The following is a 23,713-nucleotide window of genomic DNA, read 5'->3' as shown; positions in this document are numbered from 1 at the left end:
ACTTTGGCTGGATGAGGCGTAAGGCCTATTCCCGCTCTATGCGAATAACTTGCGGCGGTTCCGCGACATGGCCATCCGCGGAGACTTTTTCCAGCGCGGCGCGGATCGCCGCCTCGCTGGTGGCGTAGGTGATGAGCACGACCGGGACGGGAGCGCCGGAACGGCCGGCGGGATCCTGCGCGGCGGCGGCCGCCGAGCGGCGTTGCACGATGCTTTCGAGCGAGATGTCGGCTTCGGCCATGCGGGTCGCGATCGCCGCTGCCGCACCGGGACGGTCTGCCACCGCGAGGCGGACGTAATAGCCACCTTCGTGGCGCTGCATCGGCGCGCGCTCGGCGGCTTCGAGCCGCCCCACCGGCAGGCCGAAGGGCAGGCCTGCCGTGCCGCTCGCGACATCGGCGATATCGGCGACGACGGCGGATGCGGTCGGGTCGCCGCCCGCGCCCGGTCCGACGAGGGTGATCTCGCGCACCGCATCGGCATCGACGGTGACGGCGTTTAGAACGCCCATCACCTGCGCGATGGCGGAGGATTTCGGCACCATGGTCGGGTGGACGCGCTGTTCGATACCGGTCTTGGTCTTCTCGGCGACGCCGAGCAGCTTGATCCGGTAGCCGAGCTCGTCAGCCATCTTCAGGTCGAGCGGGGTGATCGAGGAAATGCCTTCGACATGAATCGCTTCGGCGTCGATCTTCGTCCCGAATGCGAGGCTCGTCAGGATGGCGAGCTTGTGGGCGGTGTCGAAACCCTCGACGTCGAAGGTCGGGTCGGCCTCGGCATAGCCCAGACGCTGCGCGTCCTTGAGGCAGGCCTCGAAGGTCAGGCCTTCCAACTCCATGCGCGAGAGGATGTAGTTGCAGGTGCCGTTCAGTATCCCGTAGAGTCTGGTGACGGTGTTGCCCGCAAGCGCCTCGCGCAGCGTCTTCACGATGGGGATACCGCCGGCCGAAGAGGCCTCGAAGGCGAGCGCGACGCCGTTCTCCTCGGCGAGGGCCGCGAGAGCCACCCCGTGACGGGCGAGCAGTGCCTTGTTGGCAGTGACGACCGACTTGCCCGCGGACAGCGCTGCCTCGACCGCCGCCTTGGCGGGGCCGTCAGCGCCGCCGACAAGCTCCACGAAGCAATCGATTTCGTCCGACTTCGCCAGTGCGACCGGATCGTCGAACCAGGTTAGCCCGCCGAGATCGACGCCGCGATCGCGGTTGCGGTCACGCGCCGAGACGGCGGTGACGCGGATGGTGCGGCCGCAGCGCAGGCCGAGTGCGTTATCCTGCCGGCGCAGGATGCGCAACACGGATGCGCCGACCGTTCCGAGGCCGGCGAGGCCGATTCGCAGGGGCTGGGAGGCGGTCTGGGCAGCGGCGCTTGTCATGGTCGCGGGGTCGCATGGGGCGCGACCCGAGTCAACGGAGAGCGATGCCGCCTGGTCGGTGAAAACGCGCCTTTACGAGTCGCGCTCGGCCGAAACGACGAAGGCGGCGATGCCCCCTTCGATCGCGCCCGAGCCGAAGCGGCGTTCCAGCGCCCTCGCCACGGCCTCGGTCACGGCCTCCAGTCCCGGCGCGCCGCGCGCCTCGATCTCGCCGCGGATGGGCGTGCCCTGGCAGAAACCCGTCGCAACATCGATCGCGGAAGCGGCGCGGGCGCGCTTCTCGACACGCTCGATGACCGGTCTGGCAAAGCCGCCCGCCATCACGTCGAGCTCAATCGTGCCGATGTCGTGATAGCCATGTGGCGTGCGCTCCATGAAGCGTGGTGGATCGGCCGGAAACACTTCGGCAAGTGCCTCCAGCAGCACAGCGGCGAAGTCGTTGCGGGAGACGGCGTCCCAGGCGTTGAACAGATATCGCCCGCCCGGCCGCAAGATACGGCGGACCTCGCGATGGCTCTTCGGCTTGTCGGGAAAGAACATCACCCCGAACTGGCAGGCGGCGACGTCGAAGCTTTCGTCCGCGAAGGGCAATTCGAGCGCGTCGGCCTGCCGCCAGTCGATCCTCTCGTCGTCTGGCATCCGGGCGGCGGCCATGTCGAGCATCGGTTGGTTGAGATCGGTCGCGACGATGTTCGCCCCATCGAGACGGGCCGCCATCGCGCGCGTCAGCGCCCCCGTGCCAGCCGCGAGCTCGAGAATTCGTGCCGGATGCAGGGCCATGACGCGGGCGGCCATGTCCTCGGCATAAGGCTGGAAGATCAGAGGTACGAGCAGCCGGTCATAGACCTGCGGAACGGGACCGGCGAAGACCTTGTCCGTCGCTTCCATGGCAGCACCTTTCGCTGCACCCCCGCCCAGGATAGCTCAGCGACCGCTTTATCGAAACTGCGTTGTCACGGCCTGAGGGCGACAGGAGCGATACGCACTCCGTATCACCCGAAGCGACAGACCACCTCGGCAGCGCTGCGCCTGAGCTTGCCGTCGGCGAAGGTCAGATGGATGCGCAGCAGGTTGTTGCCGAAAGCGGTCGTCTTGATCGTGCGCAGCGCCTCCAGCGTATCGCCGCTCCAGCTCGTGGCGTTCTCGGTCGCGGGCGTCCAGAACCAGGGGCGCGGCGGCACGATCGCGATCGTTTCCAGGATCTTCTCGGCCGCAGGCTGGTCGATGCCGACCGGGATGTGGCGCGAAACGACCTCGGTGGCGTCGCGGCCGCATTCGCGCGCCGTGGTCGTCGCGAGCACGTCGGCGACGAGCGCCGACTGCGTCTGCGGCACCCGGCCTCGCGAGAAGTCATAGGTGGCGACGAGGCAGATGATGGCGAACAGGCCGACGCAGACCCCGACCAGACGACCCTTGCTCAACATCGCGTGCTTCGACCCCGCCCGGGCGGCGCTGCCCGTCGCCTCGGGTTCCCATGTTTCGCGCGCGGGGTCCAGTTTTCTTGCAGCCGCAGGCAGCGACACATCAGTAGCGTAGCAACCCGAATCCGGTGCGGGTTCCTCCACTCCTGAGGAGATGGTCGAAAATTTCCTCAGCCCTCATCCTGAGGAAGCCCAAAGGGCTGTCTCGAAGGATGATCCAGATGATTCGGGAGCCTCCTGGAGCATCCTTCGAAACGCGCCTGCGGCGCTCCTCAGGATGAGGGCTGAGGGAAGGCAGTCACGAGAGACGAGAGCGCCCTACCCCGCCTTCGGCATCTGGATGACGTTGTGCAGCGTCGCGTCGGCGCCCTTCAGGAAGCGGCCGATATTGCGCGCCGCCTGGCGGATGCGCTGCTCGTTCTCGACGATGGCGATGCGGACATAGTCGTCGCCATGCTCGCCGAAGCCGATGCCCGGCGCGACCGCGACCTCGGCCTTCTCGATCAGCAGCTTGGAGAACTCCAGCGAACCGAGATGGCGGAACTTCTCCGGGATCGGCACCCAGGCGAACATCGAGGCGCTCGGAGCCGGGAACTCCCAACCGGCCTTGCCGAAGCTCTCGACCAGCGCGTCGCGACGCTTGCGGTAGATCTCGCGCATCTCGCGGATGCAGTCGTCGGGGCCGTTCAGGGCAGCCGCCGCCGCGACCTGGATCGGCGTGTAGGCGCCGTAATCGAGATAGGACTTCACCCGCGCCAGCGCCGCCAGCAGCCGCTCGTTGCCGACGGCGAAGCCCATGCGCCAGCCCGCCATGGAAAAGGTCTTCGACATCGAGGTGAACTCGACGCAGACGTCGATCGCGCCCGGCACCTGCAGCATCGAGGGCGGCGGGTCGTTCTCGTCGAAATAGACCTCGGCATAGGCGAGATCGGAAAGCAGGATCAGCTCGTGCTTCTTAGCGAAGGCGACGAGGTCACGGTAGAAATCGAGGCTCGCGACATAGGCGGTCGGATTGGCCGGGTAGCAGGTGACGAGCGCGATCGGCTTCGGCACCGAATGGATCATCGCCCGCTCCAGCGCCGGGAACATCGCAGGCGTCGGCTCGGCCGGGACGGAACGGATCACGCCGCCGGCCATCAGGAAGCCGAAGGCGTGGATCGGATAGCTCGGATTCGGCACGAGAACGACGTCGCCGGGGCCGGTGATGGCCTGCGCCATGTTGGCGAAGCCCTCCTTCGAGCCCAAAGTCGCGACGATTTGCGTCTCGGGATTGAGCTTCACGCCGAAGCGGCGCTCGTAATAATTCGCCTGGGCGCGGCGCAGGCCGCCGATGCCCTTCGAGGCGGAGTAGCGATCGGTGCGCGGCTTGCCGGCGGTCTCGACCAGCTTCTCGATGACATGCCTGGGCGCCGGCAGGTCCGGATTGCCCATGCCGAGGTCGATGATGTCGACGCCCTTGGCGCGCTCGGCTGCCTTGATCTTGTTGACCTGTTCGAAAACATAGGGCGGCAGGCGCTTGATGCGATGAAAATCGGCCATTTCGAACAGTTTCCTCGCCGAATTCGGCAATATCGGTCAAAAGCGAGGGGTTGACGCCGCGATCACGGCAGACAGATCGCCCGACCGACCGCACCAGATCGTTGCGCTGCAAACGCCTCACGCCGCATCTTTGGTCACGACAACGCAAAAAACGCAAGAATCAATCAGCATCAAAGCAAGCGATCCCGTCGGGCTGTGGCCATAGGGACTCAGCGGAGCGTTTCGGGAATGGAAGCGCTTTGGAGCTTCGGCCTCGGGCCGCAATGGCGAGGCTCGCAGTTCAACCAGTTGGAGCCAGATGCGCTTACGCTGAAACTAAGCGCGGGTCATCCCGGACAAGCCGCCCCCGGCGGCGCCGATCCGGGATCCATGCCGGAACCTTCATCGGGGAGCGTCAGGCATGGATCCCGGGTCTCCCTTCGGTCGCCCGGGATGACCAATCCAAGTCAATCTCGACTCCAAGTCAATCTCGACGCGAAACGCGCTCCCTGCAGCGATCAGTTCGTCGGGAGCTTCGCGGGCTGGGGCGGCACGGTGGCGCTGCCGAGCGCGCGCGCCTGGTTGCCGGCGGCCTCGTTCGCGAGCCGCTTGGCCTCGAGCTCGGCTTCCACCTTCTTGAAATCATCGACCGGCTTGCGCGGAGCCTGACGCGTCACCGAGGAGCCGACCGGGATATAGGCGGGGTTGGCCGGCCGGGTTTCCTGGACGAAAGGCTTGGCCTCCTGCGCCGTCGTCGCCATTCCTGCGGCTTCGGCCACGACCTTGGTCGCCCCGCCGGCGCAGCCGGCGGCTGCGACGGCTAGCGCGCTCGCGATCAACAGCGACCGAATCGGCATTTTGCGAAGACAATCAAACGACATGGGTAGATCCGGCGCCCTTGCGGAATTCTCATTGTCACCAATATCCGCTACGTCCTTAATAGCACCAAATTGCGAAGCCATCGCCACCCCTCACAACAAGAATGGGGAGAATGTCATGAACCGGCGAGTGGACGAGAAGGTTGCGGGCGCAGCCGCCTCAAGCGAGCCGCCCGTGCCGGATTTCGACCAGCTCGCGCAGAACATGGGCCGCCTCGTCGAGGAGTACGGCAAGGTGACCGCCGCCTATCTGAAGCCGATCGAGCGCGGCGAGGCCAAGGGGGGCCAGGCGGACGAAGCCAGCGAGATGGTCAAGACGCTCGGGCGCGTCGCCGAGAAATGGGTGTCGGACCCGCGCAAGATCATCGAGGCGCAGGCCTCCATCACCGGGGACTTCCTCGCACTGTGGAGCACCATGCTCAAGCGCGCCGGCGGCGAGGAGGCGAAGCCCGTCGCCGAGCCGGACAAGCGCGACGCCCGCTTCGCCGATCCGGACTGGACCGAGCATCCGGTGTTCGACTTCGTCAAGCAGGCCTATCTGATCGGCTCGCGCTGGGCCGAATCGATGGTCGACAAGGCCGAGGACCTCGACCCGCACACCCGCGAGAAGGCGCGCTTCTACGTCAAGCAGATCGCCAGCGCGCTGTCGCCGTCCAACTTCGTCGCGACCAATCCCGAACTCCTGCGCGAAACGCTGCAGCAGAACGGCGAGAACCTCGTGCGCGGCATGAAGATGCTGGCCGAGGATGTCGAGGCCGGCGGCGGCGAGCTCAAGATCCGCCAGTCGGCGCCGGGCGCCTTCAAGGTCGGCGTCAACATCGCCTCGACGCCCGGCAAGGTGATCTTCCGCGACGAGATCATGGAGCTGATCCAGTACGCGCCTTCGACCGAGACCGTGCTCAAGCGCCCTCTCCTGATCGTGCCGCCCTGGATCAACAAGTTCTACATCCTCGATCTCAACGCCGAGAAGAGCTTCATCCGCTGGTGCGTCGCGCAGGGGCTCACCGTCTTCTGCATCTCCTGGGTCAATCCGGACGAGCGCCACGCGGCCAAGGATTTCGAGAGCTACATGCGCGAGGGCGTCTTCGCCGCGCTCGATGCGATCGAGCAGGCGACGGGCGAGAAGAAGGTTTCGGCGATCGGCTACTGCGTCGGCGGCACGCTGCTGGGCGTAACCCTGGCCTATATGGCGGCGGTGAAGGACAGGCGCATCGACAGCGCCACCTTCTTCACCACGCAGGTCGACTTCACCAAGGCGGGCGAGCTCTCCGTCTTCGTCGACGAGGACCAGATCCGCGCCCTCGAGGAACAGATGGGCAAGAGCGGCTATCTCGACGGCGCGCGCATGGCCGGCGCCTTCAACATGCTGCGCCCCAACGACCTGATCTGGTCCTATGCGGTCAACAACTACCTGAAGGGCAAGGCCCCGGCGCCGTTCGACCTACTCTACTGGAATTCGGATTCGACGCGGATGCCGGCGGCGAACCATTCCTTCTACCTGCGCAACTGCTACCTCGACAACAAGCTCTCCAAGGGCGAGATGCGGATCGGCGGCAAGACGCTCGACCTGGAGAAGGTGACGATCCCGGTCTACAATCTCGCCACGCGCGAGGACCATATCGCGCCCGCGCAATCCGTCTTCATCGGCTCACAGCGCTTCGGCGGCCCGGTCGATTATGTCGTCGCCGGCTCGGGGCATATCGCCGGCGTGGTCAACCCTCCCGCCAAGACGAAGTACCAGTATTGGACCGGGGGGAAAGCCGAAGGCTCTTATGAAGGGTGGATGGCGAAGGCCGAGGAGCATCCCGGCTCCTGGTGGCCGCACTGGCTCGCCTGGCTGGAGAAGCAGGCGCCCAAGCGGGTCAAGGCCCGCATCCCCGGCGAAGGCAAGCTGCCGGCGCTGGAGGATGCTCCTGGAACCTATGTGCTGACGAGGGCGTGAGGGCACTGCAGTGGGTGGTGGTCGCTCACGCCCCCTTCCGGTCATTCGTCGCCCTTTTGGCGCACCATTTCAAGAGTATCTGTGAATGTGAAGGTCTGCTGGGCGCGGTCGGGCGCGGAGCCTGCCTTCAGCACGAGATGGCCCCTCCGGCCCGTCGAGGGCATCAAGGTGTCGAAGGCGAGCATGATCCGATCATAAACAATGCTGGAAACTTCGTAGGGTTCACCATCAACGAAATCTATCGCTGCGACTTTCAAAGCTCCCGCGTCAACTGAAATGCGATACTCGGAGCGACCATCTTCATTGTCGGAGCGCCAACGCCCCAGCAGCGCGAACGGAATGTTGAGGTGGATGACGTTGGTCATGACGTAGGTTCGCAGCAGCAGGTTAAGGTCCGCTTTCGGCCCTAAGCCGACACTGCAAGCCCGCCCGCCACGTCGCATAAGAAAGCCGGCCCGAGGGCCGGCTTTCTCGAGCTAATCAGGCGTCGCGCCGTCAGAACTTCCGCACCACCGGCTGGACCGGGATCGTCTCCGCCGGATTGTCCCAGCGATAAGTCAGGCCGGCCGAGACGATGTGGATGTAGGGCTTGGCCTCGGCTGCGAAGATGACCGGGCCCTGCTGCGGATGCGTCCCACCATAGTTCACCGTCGCCTTGTTGACGTGAATATAGGTGTAGCCGACATCAAGCTTCAGCTTCTCCATGACCTGGTAGCTGGCACCGGCCGACAGCCAGAGGCGGTCATTATCGGAGATGAACACCGTGCGGTTGGTGTCGTTCACCGCGGAGAGCTCGTAGGCGACACCGGCGCGCAGCGTCAGGTCGCGGTTGTACTTATATTCGAGACCCGCGCTGAAGTACCAGCTGTCGTCATACTCGAAGTTCAGGCTCGGCAGCCCAGGGAACGGCGTGCCGGTGTTCTCATTGACGATCGGGATGCGGCGGAAGCGGCTCCAGTTGGTCCATTCCACGCCGAGATGGGCCTGCCACTGGTCGTTGATGACCTGCGACAGGCCGACGACAACCGAGTCCGGCAGGTTGAGATTGGCCTTGATCGGCGTCACGCCAGCAACCGTCGAGATCGTGCCGTCGAGGGTCTGCCGGATCGAGGAGCGATAGGCCAGACCGATGGTCGTGCCCTGCCACGGCGTCAGCGTCGCGCCGACGCGGAAGCCGTAATCGATCGAATCACCCTTGAGAATCTGGCTCGGCGCCGACGGGCCGACGGCCTGGAAGATGCTCGCGCCGGTTGCGGTCTTGAGCGTGGTCTTGAGGTACTGAATCTGGAAGGCCGCACCGACGGACAGCCAGTCATTCACCTTGTAGCCGATCGTCGGCGACACGTTGTACGAACCGAGCTTCGCGGAGCGGCCATAGATCTGACCTCCGTAAAACTGGTTTTCCGGCTTCGAGCGCAGGCCGAAGGGCGCGCCGGTGGTCAAGCCAATCCAAAATCGATCGGTGAGCTGCCAGTTCGAATAGGACGCGGGGATGAAGGCGCCATCACCACCAATGTTGCCGGTGCCAAGCGGGCTGCCGCCAAGCGCCTGGATCGGGACGCCTCCGACCGTGGTCGGGCGCGTCGGCTGATAGTCGCCGTTGGCATAGAGATAGGTGAAGTTCCAGTTGCTGTTGCGACCGGGGAACATTGTGATGGTGGCCGGGTTCCAGGCCATCGAGCCCATGCCGATGCCGCCCGAGGCCGCACCCGCATAGGCCATGCCCAGGCCCTCGGCGCTCTGTCCGCTCCGGATGGCGAAGGAACTCGCCGACGCTGCTCCCGCAGCGAGGAGAGCCGCCACCGAGACCGTCGCGACGGCAGCCGTACGAACGAAACGCTTCATCGAATCCATCCCGTCAATCGCTTATTCGGGACTACTCCGCCCCGCTGATTTGCGACCATGAACCGCGGCCCCGTCCGCCGCAATCCCGCCTTCAACGCCACAAATCGGCCATGTGGCCGACGCTCCGCTACCGCGCAGTTGAGAGAATCGCCCGAAATCGACGGTTTTTCGCATCCTAGACGTCACTTGCCAGCAAAACGGATCGTTTATATAAGAACTATCGCCGGTTTTGCGGGGAGTAGCCCCTAAGGATCATCTGAAAGCCTGCTTTTAACCGCATTGCTTTGAGAATACCCGTTGCATTCGCGCAACAATTGCCCCGGCCGCGGCATGCAGCGGCCCCATGCGTGCGAACAGGCTTGTCTTTACGCGCCGCATCCGCTCAGTTTCGCGCCTCAATTAGATCGTTTGAAACGGGGGAAACCACGTGAAACTGCTACGCTACGGTGCACTGGACCAGGAAAAGCCAGGCCTCCTCGATTCGAAGGGCGTCCTGCGGGACCTCTCGGGCACCATCCCGGACCTCGCCGGCAAGGCGCTGACCTCGGCCTCGCTGGCCAAGATCAAGGCGCTCGACCCCGAATCGCTCCCTGCGGTTTCGGGGTCCCCGCGCATCGGCGCCTGCGTCGGCGACGTGCGCAACTTCATCGCGGTCGGCCTGAACTTCGCCGACCACGCCGCCGAGACCGGCGCCGAGATCCCGAAGGAGCCGATCCTCTTCAACAAGGCGCCGAACTGCATCGTCGGCCCGAATGACGACGTGATCATTCCGAAGGGCTCGAAGAAGACCGACTGGGAAGTCGAGCTCGCGATCGTCATCGGCGACGGCGGCTCCTACATCCCGGAAGACAAGGCTTTTGCAGCGATCGCCGGCTTCGCCGTCTGCAACGACGTCTCGGAGCGCGAGTTCCAGATCGAGCGCGGCGGCCAGTGGGCCAAGGGCAAGGGCTGCCCCACCTTCGGTCCCCTCGGCCCCTGGCTGGTGACGACCGACGAGGTCAAGGACGTCCAGAATCTCGGCATGTGGCTCGACGTCGACGGCGAGCGCGTCCAGAACGGCTCGACCAAGACGATGATCTTCGGCGCCGCCTATCTGGTGCACTACATCAGCCAGTTCATGCGGCTCGATGCGGGCGACGTCATCACCACCGGCACGCCTCCCGGCGTCGGCCTCGGCTTCAAGCCCCCGCGCTTCCTGAAGGGCGGCGAGGTCGTGAAGCTCGGCATCGAGGGCCTCGGCGAGCAGCAGCAGAACTTCAAGGCCTATCAGGGCTGAGGGTTCGCTCACCCAATACGAGAAAGGGCCGCGCAAGCGGCCCTTTTTTGTTGGTCGTTATTCCGGGGCAGGCCGCAGGCGTGAACCCGGAACTCAGAACCGATGCCCTCTGCGAACGAAGCTCAACGTGCCGAGGCAGACAGGCAAGATCGCTCAGCGGTTATGGTTCCGGGCTCTTCGCTTCGCGAAGCCGCGGAAAGACGACGAAAGCTGTCAGCCCTCCGCCAACCCCAGCATCAGCCGGATGTTCTGCACGGCAGCCCCCGAGGCGCCCTTGCCGAGATTGTCGAGCTTCGCCACCAGCACTGCCTGCCGCAGGTCGTCGTCGCCGAAGACACGCAGCTCGAGCTTGTTGGTGTCGTTCAGCGCCTCCGGCTCGAGCTTGCCGCCCGCCTTCGCCGCCGGCACGACGCTCACATAGGTCGAGCCGGCATAATGCTCCGCCAGCGCATCCTGGAGATCGGCGGCCTTCGGCTTGCCCGGCAGCTGGTCGAGATGCAGCGGCACCGAGACCAGCATGCCCTGCCGGAAATTGCCGACCGACGGCACGAAGATCGGGCGCCGCGTCAGCCGCGCATATTCCTGCAGCTCGGGCAGGTGCTTGTGATGCAGACCGAGCCCGTAGAGTTCAAACGCCGGCGCCGTGCCGGCCTCATAGGCCTCGATCATGCTCTTGCCGCCGCCGGAATAGCCGGAGACCGCGTTGATGGCGATCGGATGGTCCTGCGCCATTATCCCGGCATCGACGAGCGGCCGCAGCAGCGCGATCGCGCCGGTCGGGTAGCAGCCCGGATTCGAGACCCGGTTGGCATTGGCGATCTTGGCCGCATGGCCGGGCGCCAGTTCCGCGAAGCCATAGACCCAGCCCGGCGCGACGCGGTGAGCGGTCGCGGCATCGACGATCTTCGGGGCGCTGCTGCCAAGTTCGTCGGCGAGCGCGACGGATTCCTTCGCCGCATCGTCCGGCAGGCAGAGCACGACGAGGTCGACGCCGGCCATCATCTCCTTGCGGGCGGCCGGGTCCTTGCGCTTGTCGGGGTCGATGCTCTTCACCACAACCTCGGGCACGGCCGCGAGGCGGTCGCGGATACCCAGGCCGGTGGTGCCGGCCTCGCCGTCGATGAAGATGGATTTCAGGTTCTGGCTCATCTGGACCCCCGATGGGTGCGAAAGCAAAATGCCGGACCTCGAGATATTTGGTCGGCTTCAGGCATAAAAAAACCGCGCTCCGGGCGCGGTCGCGGACGATCTGGCCTCAGGCCGAGCGTCATCGCGATCGCGCGGTGGCGACCGTGACAGGGCGACGTCGGGACAGGGTCATCGTCATGGAAACGGATATGAGGGAGGTGGGGCGTGCTGTCAATTGGTGAGCGGAGGGTGTCCTCCCCGTCATGCTCGGGCTTATCGCGACCATCCATGTCTTCGCTGGTTGGATAAAGTGGTCAAGGCGTGGATGGTCGGGACGGCCCGAGCATGACGGGTAAGCCAAACGCCAAAGAGATGAATCGTTTGCGAGCGATACCTGCCAAACCGATTCAGCTCCCTCACATCCCGATTCAACCGCGCAGCTTCAGGGCTAGCGCCTGGATATAGTGCTGGACCAGCGCCGAGCCGGCGATCGCCGTCGCATCGGCGTGGTCATAAGGAGGCGAGACCTCGACCACGTCCATACCGCGGAAATCAAGGTCGCGGATGCCCCAGACCATGCGCAGCGCCTGGGCGGACGAGAAGCCGCCAGCCACCGGCGTCCCCGTCCCCGGCGCGAAGGCCGGATCGATCGCATCGATGTCGAAGGTGAGATAAGCCGGCCCGCTGCCGACGCGCTCGCGAATGCGGGCGATCGTCCCCGCGACCCCGAGCTCATGGGCCGCATAGGCGTCGAGCACCTCGATGCCGCAATCGCGCGGCGCCACCGTACGCAGGCCGACCTGGATCGAGCGCCCGGCATCGATCAGCCCCTCGCGCACCGCTTCCAGCACGAAGGAGCCGTGGCTGATCGCGCCGACGCCATCATCCCAGGTGTCCTGATGGGCGTCGAACTGGACCAGCGCCAGTTTGCCGTGGCGGGCGACATGGGCGCGCAGCAAAGGCAGGGTGATGAAATGGTCGCCGCCGAGCGTCACGAGATGCGCGCCTGAGGCGATGATGCCTGCGGCCTCGTTCTCGATCGCGCGCGCGCAGCCCTGCAGGTCGCCGCGCGGCAGCAGGCAGTCGCCATAGTCGACCGCCGTCAGGTGCTCGAACGGGTCGATCCGCGAGGGATATTGCGCATCGCCGTCGAAGATCGTGCTGGCCCGGCGCAGCGCCTGCGGGCCGAACCGCGTGCCCGGCCGGTTGGAGACGGCAAGATCGAAGGGCACGCCCCAGATCGCGAGATCGCAGCCGGAAACGTCCTTGGAATAGCGCCGGCGCATGAACGAGAGCGCGCCGGCATAGGTCGGGTCCATCGCCGGCCCTCGCCTGTCACCGGTGAAGGCGTGGTCGATCGGCGGGGTATCGGCGGGCTCGGTCATGTCGGACATCCAGTGTCAGCGGCGCGAACCCGCGAGCCAGACATAAAGGCACCAGGGCAGGATCAGCGCGAGGGCGGAAAGGACGAGGCGCAGCGTCGTCCACGCGATCGGGTTTTGCAGGGCTCGGCCGTCGAGCTCGGGAACGCCATGGATCAGCCCCAGGGCAAAGGCCGGGGCGAGGAAGATCACCAGCGCATGGGCGATGCGCCGCGCGCGCGGCAGAGCCGGGTGGGCGAGCGCCAGCAGCGCCGGGATTGCGATCATGCCGAAGGCGATCAGGATCAGGAGGACGCGCATGGCTTTCCGGTCGACGGATTCGCGTCAGGATTTAGCACGAAGTGCCGAACGTATCAGCCGGAGGCTTGCGGTGCCGCCTCGCCCCTACCGCCCGCCACCAACCCGCAGGATCGAGCCGATCATGTAGGACGAGGCCTCCGACAGGGCGAAGAGCACGGCCTCGGCGATCTCCTCGGGCTGGGCCGCGCGCTTCAGCGGAATCGTCGGCGCGATGCGGGCGACGCGTCCGGGCTCGCCCGAGGACATGGCGTGGATGTCGGTCTCGGTCATGCCCGGAGCGACCGCATTGACCCGGATGCCGGAGGGCGCCAGCTCGCGGGCAAGGCCGATGGTGAGGGAATCGATCGCGCCCTTCGAGGCCGCATACCAGACGAACTCGTCGGCCGAGCCGATGCCGGCGGCGATCGAGGAGATATTGACGATGGCCCTGTCCTTCGCCGCGCCATTGGCGAGGAGCGCGCGCGCCGCCTCGCGCGCGACCAGAATGGCGCCGGTGACGTTGACGTCGATGCAGGTGCGGATGGTCTGCGGGTCGGCGTCCGCGAGCCTGCCCGCCGGCCCGGTGATCCCGGCATTGTTGACGACATGGCTCAGCGGCCCGAGCGCGGCCGCCACTTCAGCGAAGACCCGCGTGATGTCGGCATCCTTGGCCATGTCGCCCTTGATCGCGATGGCCTTGGCGCCGGCGGCCTTGCAGGCCGCGACGACCTTCTCGGCCGCCTCGGCATTGGATTGGTAGTTCACCGCGACATCGTAGCCGCGCTGCGCCGCCATGATGCAGATCGCGGCGCCGATGCCCCGGCTGCCGCCGGTGACGAGGAGAACGGGTCGGGCAGTCATCAGCAGATTCCTGTTTTGTGAAGCCGGCACATACTGCAACAAGCGCGCAGCGGCGCCACAACCAAAACACGAAAACGATTCGACAAACCGGACGGCTCGCGCTTTCCATGCTGACGCAACGTCAGCAACAGGGAGGTATCGCCCATGCCGGCAAAACGAAGCGGGAAGGAACGGGCGCCAGCCAATAAACGGATCGGACGCGGATTGGCATGGGCGCGCTATGACGACCTGATCGTGCCCGTCGCCGGCCGCACCGCGGATTTGGCCGATCTCGGGCCCCGCTATCTGAACATCTTCGACGCGGGCCCTAGCCCCTGCCTGGTGAACGCTGATCCTGGGGAGATTCTCGCCGAAGGCGACTCATGGTTCTGCCTGTCCATCTACGGCAACCAGGTCACCATGGTGCAGCACCTCAACAAGATGGGCTATCAGGTCAGCAACGTCTCGCGCTACTCGCGGACCATCGCGCAGGTGTTCGCACGCCGTGACGATCCAACCGGCTATCGCACCTGTCTCGCGAACAAGCCGAAGGCGTTCCTGCTTTCCGCCGGCGGCAACGACTTCCTCGGAGAGACAATTCCGACATGGCTGAAGCAGCGGGCCTCGGGAGATCTGGATCCAGCCAATGCCCGAAAATACGTCAACAAGAACTTCGACCACATCCTCGCCTCGGTGAAATACACCTACAAGCAGATCCTCGAAGACGTCGCGAAGATCTCGCCCCGCACGCGGGTGGCTCTACAGACCTACACCTACGGCGCCGTACCGACCCATGACGAGGGCATGCATCTCGGGCGCTACTTCAAAGCCAGAGGCTTCGAGCCGATCAACCCAGCTCACCGCCCTTTAATCGCGGCCATCGTCGAGTTGCTGATCGACCGCTTCGAGGACGTGCTGTCGAGCGTGCAGCGCAAGGCCAAGGTCAAGGTCGAAATCATCGATTTCCGGTCCGCCTTGCAGAGCGCCGACATGCGCGACGAGATCCATCCGAAATCGACCAAGGCACCTGCCATGGCCGAAGCCTACCTGCCCTTCCTCAGGCGGGCCAGAGTAACGCAACCCACGGCATTTCTCAGCAAAGCGGGCGCCGGTTCGCGGGACGAGAATGCACCAAGAATATAGCTGGAGCGCACCGGCGACGAACCGCGCTCACCAAGCGAAAAGGGCGGCTCTTGCGAGCCGCCCTTTCCACATATCGGATGATCGGAAAACGATCAGCGCTTCGAGAACTGGAAGCTGCGGCGGGCCTTGGCCTTGCCGAACTTCTTGCGCTCGACGACGCGCGAGTCGCGGGTCAGGAAGCCGCCCTTCTTGAGCGGGCTGCGAAGCTCCGGCTCATAGAAGGTCAGCGCCTTCGAGATGCCGTGACGGACAGCACCTGCCTGGCCCGAAAGCCCGCCGCCCTTGACCGTGACGACGACGTCGTACTGGGTCAGGCGCTCGACCAGGATCAGCGGCTGCTGGAGGACCATGCGCAGCACGGGGCGCGCGAAATAGACCTCCTGGTCACGGGTGTTCACCGTGATCTTGCCCGTGCCCGGCTTGATCCAGACGCGAGCGATGGCGTTCTTGCGCTTGCCGGTGGCATAAGCGCGGCCCTGCGCATCGACCTTCTTGACATGGACGGGAGCGTCCGGCTGCGCGGTCTTGGCGACCTGGCCGAGCTGCTCGAGAGACTGGAGAACTTCAGCCATAGTCAGACCCTCGCATTCTTGCTGTTGAGCGCGGCGACGTCGAGCGCCTCCGGCGACTGGGCTGCGTGGGGATGCTCGGCGCCCTTGTAGACGCGCAGGTTGCCGAGGATCTGGCGGAACAGCGGGCCGCGGGGCAGCATGCGCTCGACGGCCTTCTCGACGATGCGCTCAGGGAAGCGCCCTTCGAGAATGAACTTGGCGGAGCGCTCCTTGATGCCGCCGGCATAGCCGGTGTGGTGATAGTAGACCTTCTGGTCGCGCTTGCGGCCGGTCAGGACGACCTTGTCGGCATTGATGACGATGATGTTGTCGCCGCAGTCGACGTGGGGGGTGTAGGCGGCCTTGTGCTTGCCGCGCAGACGCATCGCCACGACGGAGGCGAGACGGCCGACGACGAGCCCGGAGGCGTCGATCACAACCCACTTCTTTTCGACATCGGCGGGCTTGAGCGAGATGGTCTTCATCGCGAGCGCCTTTCGAGCTTGGAGAAACGACAAGCCGCCGGCTCTAGCCAGCGGCGATGTGAGGCGGTGGATAGGCGGCAAGCCGGCTCCTGTCAAGCAAGCAGAAGCTCTGTTTACGCCAAAAAACGCAGCTATTTGAGATGGATGGCAGAAAAGGTATCCAGATACCGTACGTCACGCTTGCGAACCTGCCGTCACTTCGATCAGCATGAGCCAGGAGGATGCGCCATGAAACGGAAACATCGTTCCGCAGTGCTCGCTTTCGCCGCGATGCTGGCCCTTCCGGCCCATGCGCTGGCAGAGGTTCACGTTCTCAGCTCCGGCGGCTTCACCGCCGCTTATAAGGACCTTCTCGCCGGCTGCGAGCTGAAGATCGGGCAGAAGGTCGTCAGCGGCTACGGCGCCTCGATGGGCGCGGCGCCGGACGCCATCCCCAACCGGCTGGCACGCGGCGAACCGGCCGACGTCGTCATCCTGGCGGCAGAGGCGTTCGACAAGCTGGTCGATGACGGCAAGGGCCAGGCCGGAACGCGGGTGGACCTGGCCCGCTCCGCGATCGGCCTTTCGGTCAAGGCCGGCGCGTCCAAGCCGGACATCTCGACGGTGGCGGCGCTGACCAAAACGCTGATGGAGGCGAAGTCCATCGCCTATTCCGCCAGCGCCAGCGGCACCTATCTCTCCGAGGAGCTGTTTCCCAAGCTCGACCCGAGCGGGGCGGTGATGGCCAAGTCGAAAAAGATCTTCTCCGAGCGCGTCGGCACGATCGTGGCGCGCGGCGAGGCCGAGCTCGGCTTCCAGCAGGTGAGCGAGCTGGTCCCGATCGAGGGGCTCGACTTCGTCGGCACGCTGCCGGAGGAGATCCAGCGCGTCACCGTCTTCTCGGCGGGCCTCGCCGCGGGCGCGAAGGAGCCAGCGGCGGCGAAGCAACTGATCGCCTGCCTGGGCTCGAGCGAGGCGGCGCCGGCGATCAGGAAGACGGGGCTGGAGCCGATCCCGGCGAAGTAGCGGCCCGTCAGCTCGCGGCGCGCAGCCCCTGCACCAGGAGCAGCGTGCCGCCGAGCACCACGACGCCGTCCAGTATCCAGGCATGGGCGGCCAGCGTCAGCCCGCCCGTCAAGCGCCTTGCGACGAAGGCGCCGGGGACGGCGGCGAGGCCGATGACGCCGGCCATGATCCAGGCGGCAGGCGGCAGCGCGCCCTGCCACAGGAAGACCGCGCATTTGACGATGCCCACCGGCAGCGAGATCGCCGCGTCGGTCGCGATCACCGCCATGCCGGAAAGCCCGGCGGCGAGCAGCATCGAGATCAGGAACACGCCCGAGCCCGAGGTGCCGCCGACGAGCAGGCCGTAGCCGCTGCTGGCGAGGGCGAGCCCGCCATCGCCGAGATGGCCGAGCCGGCGCGCCATCAGCCGGCGCGCCGGCACGAGCACGATCAGCACGGCCCCGATCAGCAGCAGCGCGCCACGCCCCGAGAGAAGCGTGTAGCCATAGGCGCCGAGCGCCGAGAACGGCAAGGCGAACAGCGAGACGATGCCAGCCCTTCTCAGGTCGAGATGTTCGCGGAAGGCGACGAGCCGGCTGCCATTCGTGAAGAGGGCCGAGAGTCCGATCACCGGCACGACCGCTTCGGCGCCGATCAGCGGGATCAGCACCGGCGGCAGCAGCAGCCCCGTGCCATAGCCGGCGACGCCGCCGACGATCGAGGCCAGAAGCGAGGCCAGGCCGACCAGCGCATATTGCAGCAGGGTCACATCGGCCATCAGCGGCGGCTACCGCTCGGCCGGGATCGAATAGGTACCCGTCGCGTGGGCCACCATCTCTCTCTCGCCCTGCGAGAACAGGGCGACCTCGCCGACGGCCAGCCGCTTGCCGAGCTTGAGCAGCCTCGCTTCCCCGATCAACGCGGCCTTGCCGGGCTTGCGCAGGAAGTTGAAGTTCAGGCTCGTGGTCACGGCCAGCGCCACCGGCCCGATCTGCGCGAGGATCGCGGCGTAGAGTGCGAGGTCCGCCAGCGCCATCATGGTCGGCCCGGAGATCGTGCCGCCCGGGCGCAGATGCTTCTCGTGATAGTCGCAGCGCATGCGGGCCGTCATCAGGCCGACTTCCTCGACGAAATAGGTGCGGCCACCGATATGGAGCTGCGGAAAAACCTCATCGAGATAGGCCTCGAGTTCGGAAACGGTCATGCGGGTGGTCATCTCGGGGCGATCCGGCACAGCATGGGTTGAGGTCATTCCCCTTGCAGCACGCGGGCGCCCGCCCGACAATAAGCCAAAGCGCCAATCGAACGGCCGCAGTCGAAAAGTCGAAGGTCCTGCCATGAACGTTCACCACAGGTCCGATCCGGCCCCCGTTCTCCGGCGCGAGGATGCGGCGGGTGTCGTCACGCTGACGCTCGACCGACCGCAGTCGCGCAACCCACTGAGCGAGGCGCTGATCGCAGCCCTGAGCGATGCCTTCTCCGCCCTCGCCGAAGAGCGGAACGTCAAGGCGGTGGTGCTGGCGGCGGAAGGACCGGTGTTCTCGGCCGGCCACGACCTCAAGGAGATGACCGCGCATCGCGCCGATGCGGATCGTGGCCGGGCCTACTTCACCGACATCCTCGGCCGCTGCTCGGCGCTGATGCAGCAGATCACCGCCCTGCCCCAGCCGGTGATCGCAGCCGTCGAAGGCACGGCCACGGCCGCCGGCTGCCAGCTCGTCGCGAGCTGCGATCTGGCGGTGGCCGGCGAGGCTGCCCGCTTCTGCACGCCTGGCGTCCATATCGGGCTGTTCTGCTCGACGCCAATGGTAGCGCTGACGCGCAACCTCGCGGCCAAGCACGCGCTGGAGATGCTGCTGCTCGGCGAGATGGTGCCGGCCGAGGAAGCGGCGCGGATGGGCCTGGTCAACCGCGTCGTGCCGGCAGGCGGCGCGCTGGCGGAGGCGCAACGCCTCGCAGCGGTGATAGCCTCGAAATCGCCGGCGACGATCAAGATAGGCAAGCGCACCTTCTACGAACAGCGCGAGATGGGGCTCGCCGCGGCCTATGACCATGCCAGCGCCGTGATGGTCGAGAACATGCTTGCGCGCGATGCGGAAGAAGGCATCGGCGCCTTCGTTGAGAAGCGTACGCCGGTGTGGACGGACTAGCGTATCGTCGGCTTCACCGTCATTCTCGGGCGCAGCGAAGCGGAGCCCCGAGAATCTCCGGCCGAAGAGGGTCGGGTCAAGCCCGACCATGACGTTCCATGCCCCCCTTCAATTCCGAGCTTTCGAGTCAATGAACCACGACGCCTATCCTGACCGCCTGATCCGCGACATCCTGAAGTCGACGAAGCGCATCGCCCTCGTCGGCGCTTCGGCCAACGAGGCTCGGCCGAGCTGGATCGTGACGAAATACCTGATCGATCGCGACTACGACGTCGTCCCGGTCAACCCGGGACTCGCCGGCCAGACGCTGCTCGGCAGAACCGTCTATGGCTCGCTCAGGGAGATTCCGGGCGCACTCGACATGGTCGAGATCTTCCGCAACTCGGAAGCCGCCGGCCCGATCACCGACGAGGCGCTGGCGCTCGACCCGCTGCCGAAGGTGATCTGGATGCAGCTTCAGGTCCGCAACGACGAGGCCGCCGCGCGGGCCGAGGCAAAGGGCGTCACCGTGATCATGAACCGCTGCCCCAAGATCGAGTACGGCCGACTCTCCGGCGAGATCGGCTGGCAGGGCATCAACTCGCGCATCCTCTCGTCGAAGAAGCCGGTGCTCGCCGGCAAGGGCTTCCAGAAGCTGACGATCAACCGGCCGGGAACGTAAGTGCCGCGCACGTCCTGCTGAGCCGACCCCGTCATTGCGAGCGTGCGCCAAGCAATCAAGGGGGACGTAGAGCACTTACTCCCCCTGGATTGCTTCGTCGCCGACGCTCCTCGCAATGACGGGAGCGGCGGTACGCAGCGTCAGCCAGCCAACCCGACCGCCCGATCCTTGACCATCCCATGTATTCGGGGAACTCTGGCGGCGCCTCTTGCTGCCGCGATCGCACGACGCGACCAGCGCCTCCCCGGTCTCATGGGATACCGATGCCACGACTCGATCGCCGCACCATTCTCCTCGCCGGCCTCGCCAGCGCGCTCGGTGCGCGGCCCGCCAGCGCCGCCTTTCCCGAGCGGCCCATCCAGCTGGTCGTGCCCTTCGCGCCGGCCGGCGGCACCGACATCGCGGCGCGGCGGCTCGGCGAGACGCTGTCGCGGGGGCTGGGGCAGTCTGTGATCATCGACAACCGGCCGGGCGCCAACGGCATCGTCGCCGGCCAGGTCGCGGTCAAGGCGCCGGCCGACGGCCATACCCTCCTCGTCGCGACCGCAGCGAGCTTCGCCGCCGCGCCGGCGCTCGGCCAGAAACTGCCCTACGACGTCGGAAGCGACTTCGTGCCCGTCGCCATGCTCGGCCTGTTCCCGCTGGCGCTCAACGCCTCGCCGACACTGCCGGTCAATTCGCTCGCCGAGTTCATCGCCTATGCGAAGCAGCGGCCCGGGCAGCTCAACTTCGCCTCGGCCGGCATCGGCGGCACCAATCACCTCGTCTTCGAGATGATCATGCAGGCGACCGGCCTCAAGCTGGCGCATGTACCCTATCGCGGCGCAGGGCTTGCGGCGGCCGACCTGATGTCCGGCCAGGTGCATGTCATGATCGACAGCCTCGCCGCCAGCCTCGGCAACATCCAGGGCGGCAAGCTGAAGGCGCTCGCCGTCACCACCGAGGGCCGCCAGCCGCAGCTGCCGGACCTGCCGACGCTGAAGGAACAGGGCGTCGCGGTGGTCTATCCCGGTTGGGCCTCGATCGTCGCCCCGGCGGGCATCGCGCCCGAGACGCTGCGCATCCTCAACACGGCGATCAATGCGGCGATGGGCGACGCCGAGCTCGTCGCCCGCTATCGCGAGCTGGTGATCGAGCCCGTCGCCTGGAGCCCGCAGGAGACCGGCGCCTTCATGGCCGGGGACCGTGCGACCCTGACGGATCTGGTGGCGAAGACCGGCATCAAGCTGACCGAATGACACGCAGCAAGGCAAAGCCATGAGCCAGGAGAGAACCACCTGCTGCATTGCCGGAGGCGGCCCGGCCGGGATGATGCTGGGCTTTCTGCTCTCGCGGGCCGGCGTCGACACGATCGTACTGGAGAAGCACGCCGACTTCCTGCGCGATTTCCGCGGCGACACCATCCATCCCTCGACGATGCAGCTGATGCAGGAACTCGGCCTGCTCGACGACTTCCTCAAGCTGCCCCACACCAAGGAGGACGACATCGTCGCCCGTTTCGGCGGCGATGACGTCACCATCGCCGATTTCAGCCATCTGCCGGTGGCCGCGCCGTACATCGCCTTCATGCCGCAATGGGATTTCCTCGACTTCCTGGCCGATCGCGGTCGGGAGCAGCCGCGCTTCCAGCTGCTGATGCAGGCGAAGGCGACCGGGCTGCTGAGAGAGAACGGGCGCGTCGTCGGGCTCGAGGCCGAGACCGCCGAGGGCGAGGTCACGATCCGCGCCGACCTCGTCGTCGCGGCCGACGGGCGCAGCTCCGACATCCGCAAGGCGGCAGGCTTCGAAGTCGAGACGCTCGGCGCGCCGATGGACGTGCTCTGGTTCCGCATCTCGCGCCGCGAGAGCGACATGAACCAGACCTTCGGCCAGATCGCACGGGGCCGCTTCGCCGTCATGCTGAACCGCGGTGATTATTGGCAATGCGCCTATGTCATCCCGAAGGGCGCGCTGGAGACTCTGCGCGCGGCGGGGCTCGACGCTTTCCGCCGCGGGCTCGCCACGCTGCTGCCGCTGCTTGCCGACCGCGTGGGCGAACTCCGCGACTGGGACGACATCAAGCTGCTCTCGGTCGCGGTCGACCGGCTCACCCAATGGTGGAAGCCGGGCCTGCTTTGCATCGGCGATGCCGCGCATGCGATGTCGCCGATCGGCGGCGTCGGGGTGAATCTCGCCATCCAGGACGCGGTGGCGGCGGCGAACCTGCTGGCGGCCCCGCTACGGGAGAAGCGGCTGACCGATGCCGACCTCGCCGCCGTACAGCGACGCCGGACCTTCCCGACGCGCGCTACGCAGGCCATGCAGGTCGCGATCCAGAACCGGGTGATCAACCCGCTCCTGACCGGCAGCGGCGAGGTGCGCCCGCCCCTGGCCGTGAAGCTGCTGGGCCGCTTCCCGCTCCTGCGGCGCATCCCTGCCCGTCTGATCGGCATGGGCTTCAGGCCCGAGCATATCGGCGCCGCGCTCGCGCCCCGCCCCTGAATTGACGCTCGCAGGCGCGTTCGTTAAACCGAACGCAATGTCTCGCCGTCAGAAGATCGCAGGGAGTATGCCATGACCGACCGCGTACCGGGCTTCCACACGCTCGCCATCCATGCGGGCGCTGCGCCCGATGCGGCTACCGGCGCACGCGCCACGCCGATCTACCAGACGACGAGCTTCGTCTTCGATGATGTCGACCACGCCGCCTCGCTGTTCGGCCTGCAGGCCTTCGGCAACATCTATACGCGCATCGGCAACCCGACCAACGCCGTGCTGGAAGAGCGCGTCGCTGCGCTGGAGGGCGGCACGGCGGCGCTCGCCGTGGCGTCCGGCCATGCGGCCGAGTTCCTCTGCTTCCATGCGCTGATGCAGCCGGGCGACGAGTTCGTCGCGGCGCGCAAGCTCTATGGCGGCTCGATCAACCAGTTCAACCACTCCTACAAGAACTTCGGCTGGAACGTGATCTGGGCCGATTCCGACGATCTCGACGCCTTCGCCGCCGCCGTGACGCCGAAGACCAAGGCGATCTTCATCGAGTCGGTCGCCAATCCCGGCGGCGTGATCGTCGACATCGCCGGCATTGCCAAGATCGCGAAGAAGCACAACATCCCGCTGATCGTCGACAACACCATGGCGACGCCCTACCTGATCCGCCCCTTCGAGCACGGCGCCGACATCGTCGTGCATTCGCTGACCAAGTTCCTCGGCGGCCATGGCAACTCGATCGGCGGCATCATCGTCGATGGCGGCTCGTTCAACTGGGTCGGCGACGAGCGCTACCCGATGCTGTCCAAGCCCCGGCCGGAATATAACGGCATGGTGCTGGGCGAGACCTTCGGCAACTTCGCCTTCGCCATCGCGGCGCGGGTGCTCGGCCTGCGGGACATGGGGCCGGCGCTCTCGCCCTTCAACGCCTTCATGATCCTGACCGGAATCGAGACCCTGCCGCTGCGCATGCAGCGCCATTGCGAGAGCACGCTCGCGGTCGCGACGCATCTTTCGAAGCATCCGGCTGTCGCGTGGGTCAGCTATCCCGGACTGGCCGGCGACAAGTATCACGAGCTCGCCAAGCGCTATTCCCCGAAGGGCGCGGGCGCGGTCTTCACCTTCGGGCTGAAGGGTGGCTACGACGCCGGCGTGAAGCTGGTGACCGAACTCAAGCTGTTCTCGCACCTCGCCAATATCGGCGACACCCGCTCGCTGGTGATCCACCCGGCCTCGACCACGCACCGTCAGCTCAACGACGAGCAGAAGACCGCTTCGGGCGCCGGCCCGGAGGTGATCCGCCTGTCGATCGGGCTGGAGGACGTGCAGGATCTGATCGACGATCTGGACCAGGCGCTGGTCTGAGCGCGAGCGTCATTCTCGGGCGAAGCG

The 23,713-nt window shown here is 66.2% G+C and carries 24 protein-coding genes; 9 read left to right on the top strand and 15 right to left on the bottom strand.

Going from position 1 to position 23,713, the window contains the following annotated elements:
- Nucleotides 1–25 precede the first annotated feature (25 nt).
- The 5 genes from ASE63_RS15215 to ASE63_RS15195 all read right to left on the bottom strand — a co-directional run bounded on the left by ASE63_RS15215 (nucleotide 26) and on the right by ASE63_RS15195 (nucleotide 5,273).
- On the bottom strand, nucleotides 26–1,372 hold the full coding sequence (locus ASE63_RS15215) for a homoserine dehydrogenase (protein WP_056802641.1): 1,347 nt from the start codon (nucleotides 1,370–1,372) through the stop codon (nucleotides 26–28).
- Between the two features lie 72 nt (nucleotides 1,373–1,444).
- Complete coding sequence (locus ASE63_RS15210; protein WP_056802638.1) at nucleotides 1,445–2,260, bottom strand: class I SAM-dependent methyltransferase; 816 nt, start codon at nucleotides 2,258–2,260, stop codon at nucleotides 1,445–1,447.
- Between the two features lie 104 nt (nucleotides 2,261–2,364).
- Complete coding sequence (locus ASE63_RS15205; protein ID WP_056802635.1) at nucleotides 2,365–2,796, bottom strand: hypothetical protein; 432 nt, start codon at nucleotides 2,794–2,796, stop codon at nucleotides 2,365–2,367.
- 315 nt (nucleotides 2,797–3,111) lie between these two features.
- Entirely contained in the window at nucleotides 3,112–4,332 is a 1,221-nt protein-coding gene (locus ASE63_RS15200; protein WP_056802632.1) for an LL-diaminopimelate aminotransferase, read from the bottom strand.
- 497 nt (nucleotides 4,333–4,829) lie between these two features.
- Entirely contained in the window at nucleotides 4,830–5,273 is a 444-nt protein-coding gene (locus tag ASE63_RS15195) for a hypothetical protein (RefSeq protein WP_210169319.1), read from the bottom strand.
- A 34-nt stretch (nucleotides 5,274–5,307) separates the two neighbouring features.
- On the opposite strand from ASE63_RS15195, the gene phaC reads away from it, so the two are divergent.
- Entirely contained in the window at nucleotides 5,308–7,131 is a 1,824-nt protein-coding gene (gene phaC / locus ASE63_RS15190; protein WP_056802626.1) for a class I poly(R)-hydroxyalkanoic acid synthase, read from the top strand.
- A gap of 41 nt (nucleotides 7,132–7,172) precedes the next feature.
- Here the strand turns inward: phaC and ASE63_RS15185 are convergent, their stop codons facing one another.
- Together ASE63_RS15185 and ASE63_RS15180 are read right to left on the bottom strand one after the other, a co-directional pair.
- Nucleotides 7,173–7,496, bottom strand: a complete 324-nt coding sequence (locus ASE63_RS15185; RefSeq protein WP_156410381.1) for a hypothetical protein — start codon at nucleotides 7,494–7,496, stop codon at nucleotides 7,173–7,175.
- 130 nt (nucleotides 7,497–7,626) lie between these two features.
- Nucleotides 7,627–8,976, bottom strand: coding sequence for an outer membrane protein transport protein (locus ASE63_RS15180; RefSeq protein WP_162261781.1), 1,350 nt, complete (start codon nucleotides 8,974–8,976; stop codon nucleotides 7,627–7,629).
- A 427-nt stretch (nucleotides 8,977–9,403) separates the two neighbouring features.
- Between ASE63_RS15180 and ASE63_RS15175 the strand changes: the two genes are divergently transcribed.
- Nucleotides 9,404–10,252, top strand: coding sequence for a fumarylacetoacetate hydrolase family protein (locus ASE63_RS15175; protein ID WP_056802617.1), 849 nt, complete (start codon nucleotides 9,404–9,406; stop codon nucleotides 10,250–10,252).
- Between the two features lie 213 nt (nucleotides 10,253–10,465).
- On the opposite strand, the gene argC is transcribed toward ASE63_RS15175, so the two are convergent.
- The 4 genes from argC to ASE63_RS15155 all read right to left on the bottom strand — a co-directional run bounded on the left by argC (nucleotide 10,466) and on the right by ASE63_RS15155 (nucleotide 13,902).
- Nucleotides 10,466–11,401, bottom strand: a complete 936-nt coding sequence (gene argC, locus ASE63_RS15170; RefSeq protein WP_056802616.1) for an N-acetyl-gamma-glutamyl-phosphate reductase — start codon at nucleotides 11,399–11,401, stop codon at nucleotides 10,466–10,468.
- Nucleotides 11,402–11,808: 407 nt separating this feature from the next.
- On the bottom strand, nucleotides 11,809–12,765 hold the full coding sequence (gene speB / locus ASE63_RS15165; RefSeq protein ID WP_156410380.1) for an agmatinase: 957 nt from the start codon (nucleotides 12,763–12,765) through the stop codon (nucleotides 11,809–11,811).
- Nucleotides 12,766–12,780: 15 nt separating this feature from the next.
- Entirely contained in the window at nucleotides 12,781–13,062 is a 282-nt protein-coding gene (locus ASE63_RS15160) for a hypothetical protein (RefSeq protein ID WP_056802611.1), read from the bottom strand.
- Between the two features lie 84 nt (nucleotides 13,063–13,146).
- Nucleotides 13,147–13,902 (bottom strand): SDR family oxidoreductase, encoded by a 756-nt coding sequence (locus tag ASE63_RS15155; protein WP_056802607.1) that lies wholly within the window; start codon nucleotides 13,900–13,902, stop codon nucleotides 13,147–13,149.
- A 144-nt stretch (nucleotides 13,903–14,046) separates the two neighbouring features.
- Here ASE63_RS15155 and ASE63_RS15150 point away from each other — a divergent pair, with 144 nt between their 5' ends.
- Nucleotides 14,047–15,024: an SGNH/GDSL hydrolase family protein gene (locus ASE63_RS15150; RefSeq protein ID WP_156410379.1), complete on the top strand. Its 978-nt coding sequence runs from the start codon at nucleotides 14,047–14,049 to the stop codon at nucleotides 15,022–15,024.
- Between the two features lie 92 nt (nucleotides 15,025–15,116).
- Here the strand turns inward: ASE63_RS15150 and rpsI are convergent, their stop codons facing one another.
- Together rpsI and rplM are read right to left on the bottom strand one after the other, a co-directional pair.
- Entirely contained in the window at nucleotides 15,117–15,596 is a 480-nt protein-coding gene (gene rpsI / locus ASE63_RS15145; RefSeq protein WP_056802602.1) for a 30S ribosomal protein S9, read from the bottom strand.
- Nucleotides 15,597–15,598: 2 nt separating this feature from the next.
- Nucleotides 15,599–16,060, bottom strand: a complete 462-nt coding sequence (gene rplM / locus ASE63_RS15140; RefSeq protein ID WP_056802598.1) for a 50S ribosomal protein L13 — start codon at nucleotides 16,058–16,060, stop codon at nucleotides 15,599–15,601.
- A 228-nt stretch (nucleotides 16,061–16,288) separates the two neighbouring features.
- Here rplM and ASE63_RS15135 point away from each other — a divergent pair, with 228 nt between their 5' ends.
- Entirely contained in the window at nucleotides 16,289–17,065 is a 777-nt protein-coding gene (locus tag ASE63_RS15135; protein ID WP_056802596.1) for a substrate-binding domain-containing protein, read from the top strand.
- 7 nt (nucleotides 17,066–17,072) lie between these two features.
- Here the strand turns inward: ASE63_RS15135 and ASE63_RS15130 are convergent, their stop codons facing one another.
- A complete protein-coding gene (locus ASE63_RS15130; RefSeq protein WP_056802593.1) occupies nucleotides 17,073–17,822 on the bottom strand; it encodes a sulfite exporter TauE/SafE family protein in 750 nt (249 codons plus the stop codon).
- A 9-nt stretch (nucleotides 17,823–17,831) separates the two neighbouring features.
- A complete protein-coding gene (locus ASE63_RS15125; protein ID WP_056802751.1) occupies nucleotides 17,832–18,260 on the bottom strand; it encodes a PaaI family thioesterase in 429 nt (142 codons plus the stop codon).
- Between the two features lie 121 nt (nucleotides 18,261–18,381).
- Between ASE63_RS15125 and ASE63_RS15120 the strand changes: the two genes are divergently transcribed.
- The 5 genes from ASE63_RS15120 (at nucleotide 18,382) to ASE63_RS15100 (ending at nucleotide 23,686) form a co-directional block, all read left to right on the top strand.
- Nucleotides 18,382–19,194 (top strand): enoyl-CoA hydratase, encoded by an 813-nt coding sequence (locus ASE63_RS15120; RefSeq protein WP_056802590.1) that lies wholly within the window; start codon nucleotides 18,382–18,384, stop codon nucleotides 19,192–19,194.
- Between the two features lie 130 nt (nucleotides 19,195–19,324).
- Entirely contained in the window at nucleotides 19,325–19,855 is a 531-nt protein-coding gene (locus ASE63_RS15115; RefSeq protein WP_056802587.1) for a CoA-binding protein, read from the top strand.
- A gap of 263 nt (nucleotides 19,856–20,118) precedes the next feature.
- Nucleotides 20,119–21,093, top strand: a complete 975-nt coding sequence (locus ASE63_RS15110; protein WP_056802585.1) for a tripartite tricarboxylate transporter substrate binding protein — start codon at nucleotides 20,119–20,121, stop codon at nucleotides 21,091–21,093.
- 19 nt (nucleotides 21,094–21,112) lie between these two features.
- On the top strand, nucleotides 21,113–22,336 hold the full coding sequence (locus tag ASE63_RS15105; protein ID WP_082609966.1) for an FAD-dependent oxidoreductase: 1,224 nt from the start codon (nucleotides 21,113–21,115) through the stop codon (nucleotides 22,334–22,336).
- 72 nt (nucleotides 22,337–22,408) lie between these two features.
- Nucleotides 22,409–23,686, top strand: a complete 1,278-nt coding sequence (locus ASE63_RS15100) for an O-acetylhomoserine aminocarboxypropyltransferase (protein ID WP_056802579.1) — start codon at nucleotides 22,409–22,411, stop codon at nucleotides 23,684–23,686.
- The last annotated feature ends 27 nt before the right edge of the window (nucleotides 23,687–23,713 follow it).

The sequence above is a fragment of the Allobosea sp. Root381 genome, from assembly GCF_001429395.1.
GTDB lineage: Bacteria > Pseudomonadota > Alphaproteobacteria > Rhizobiales > Beijerinckiaceae > Allobosea.
This window is presented reverse-complemented; position numbering and strand designations above follow the sequence as displayed.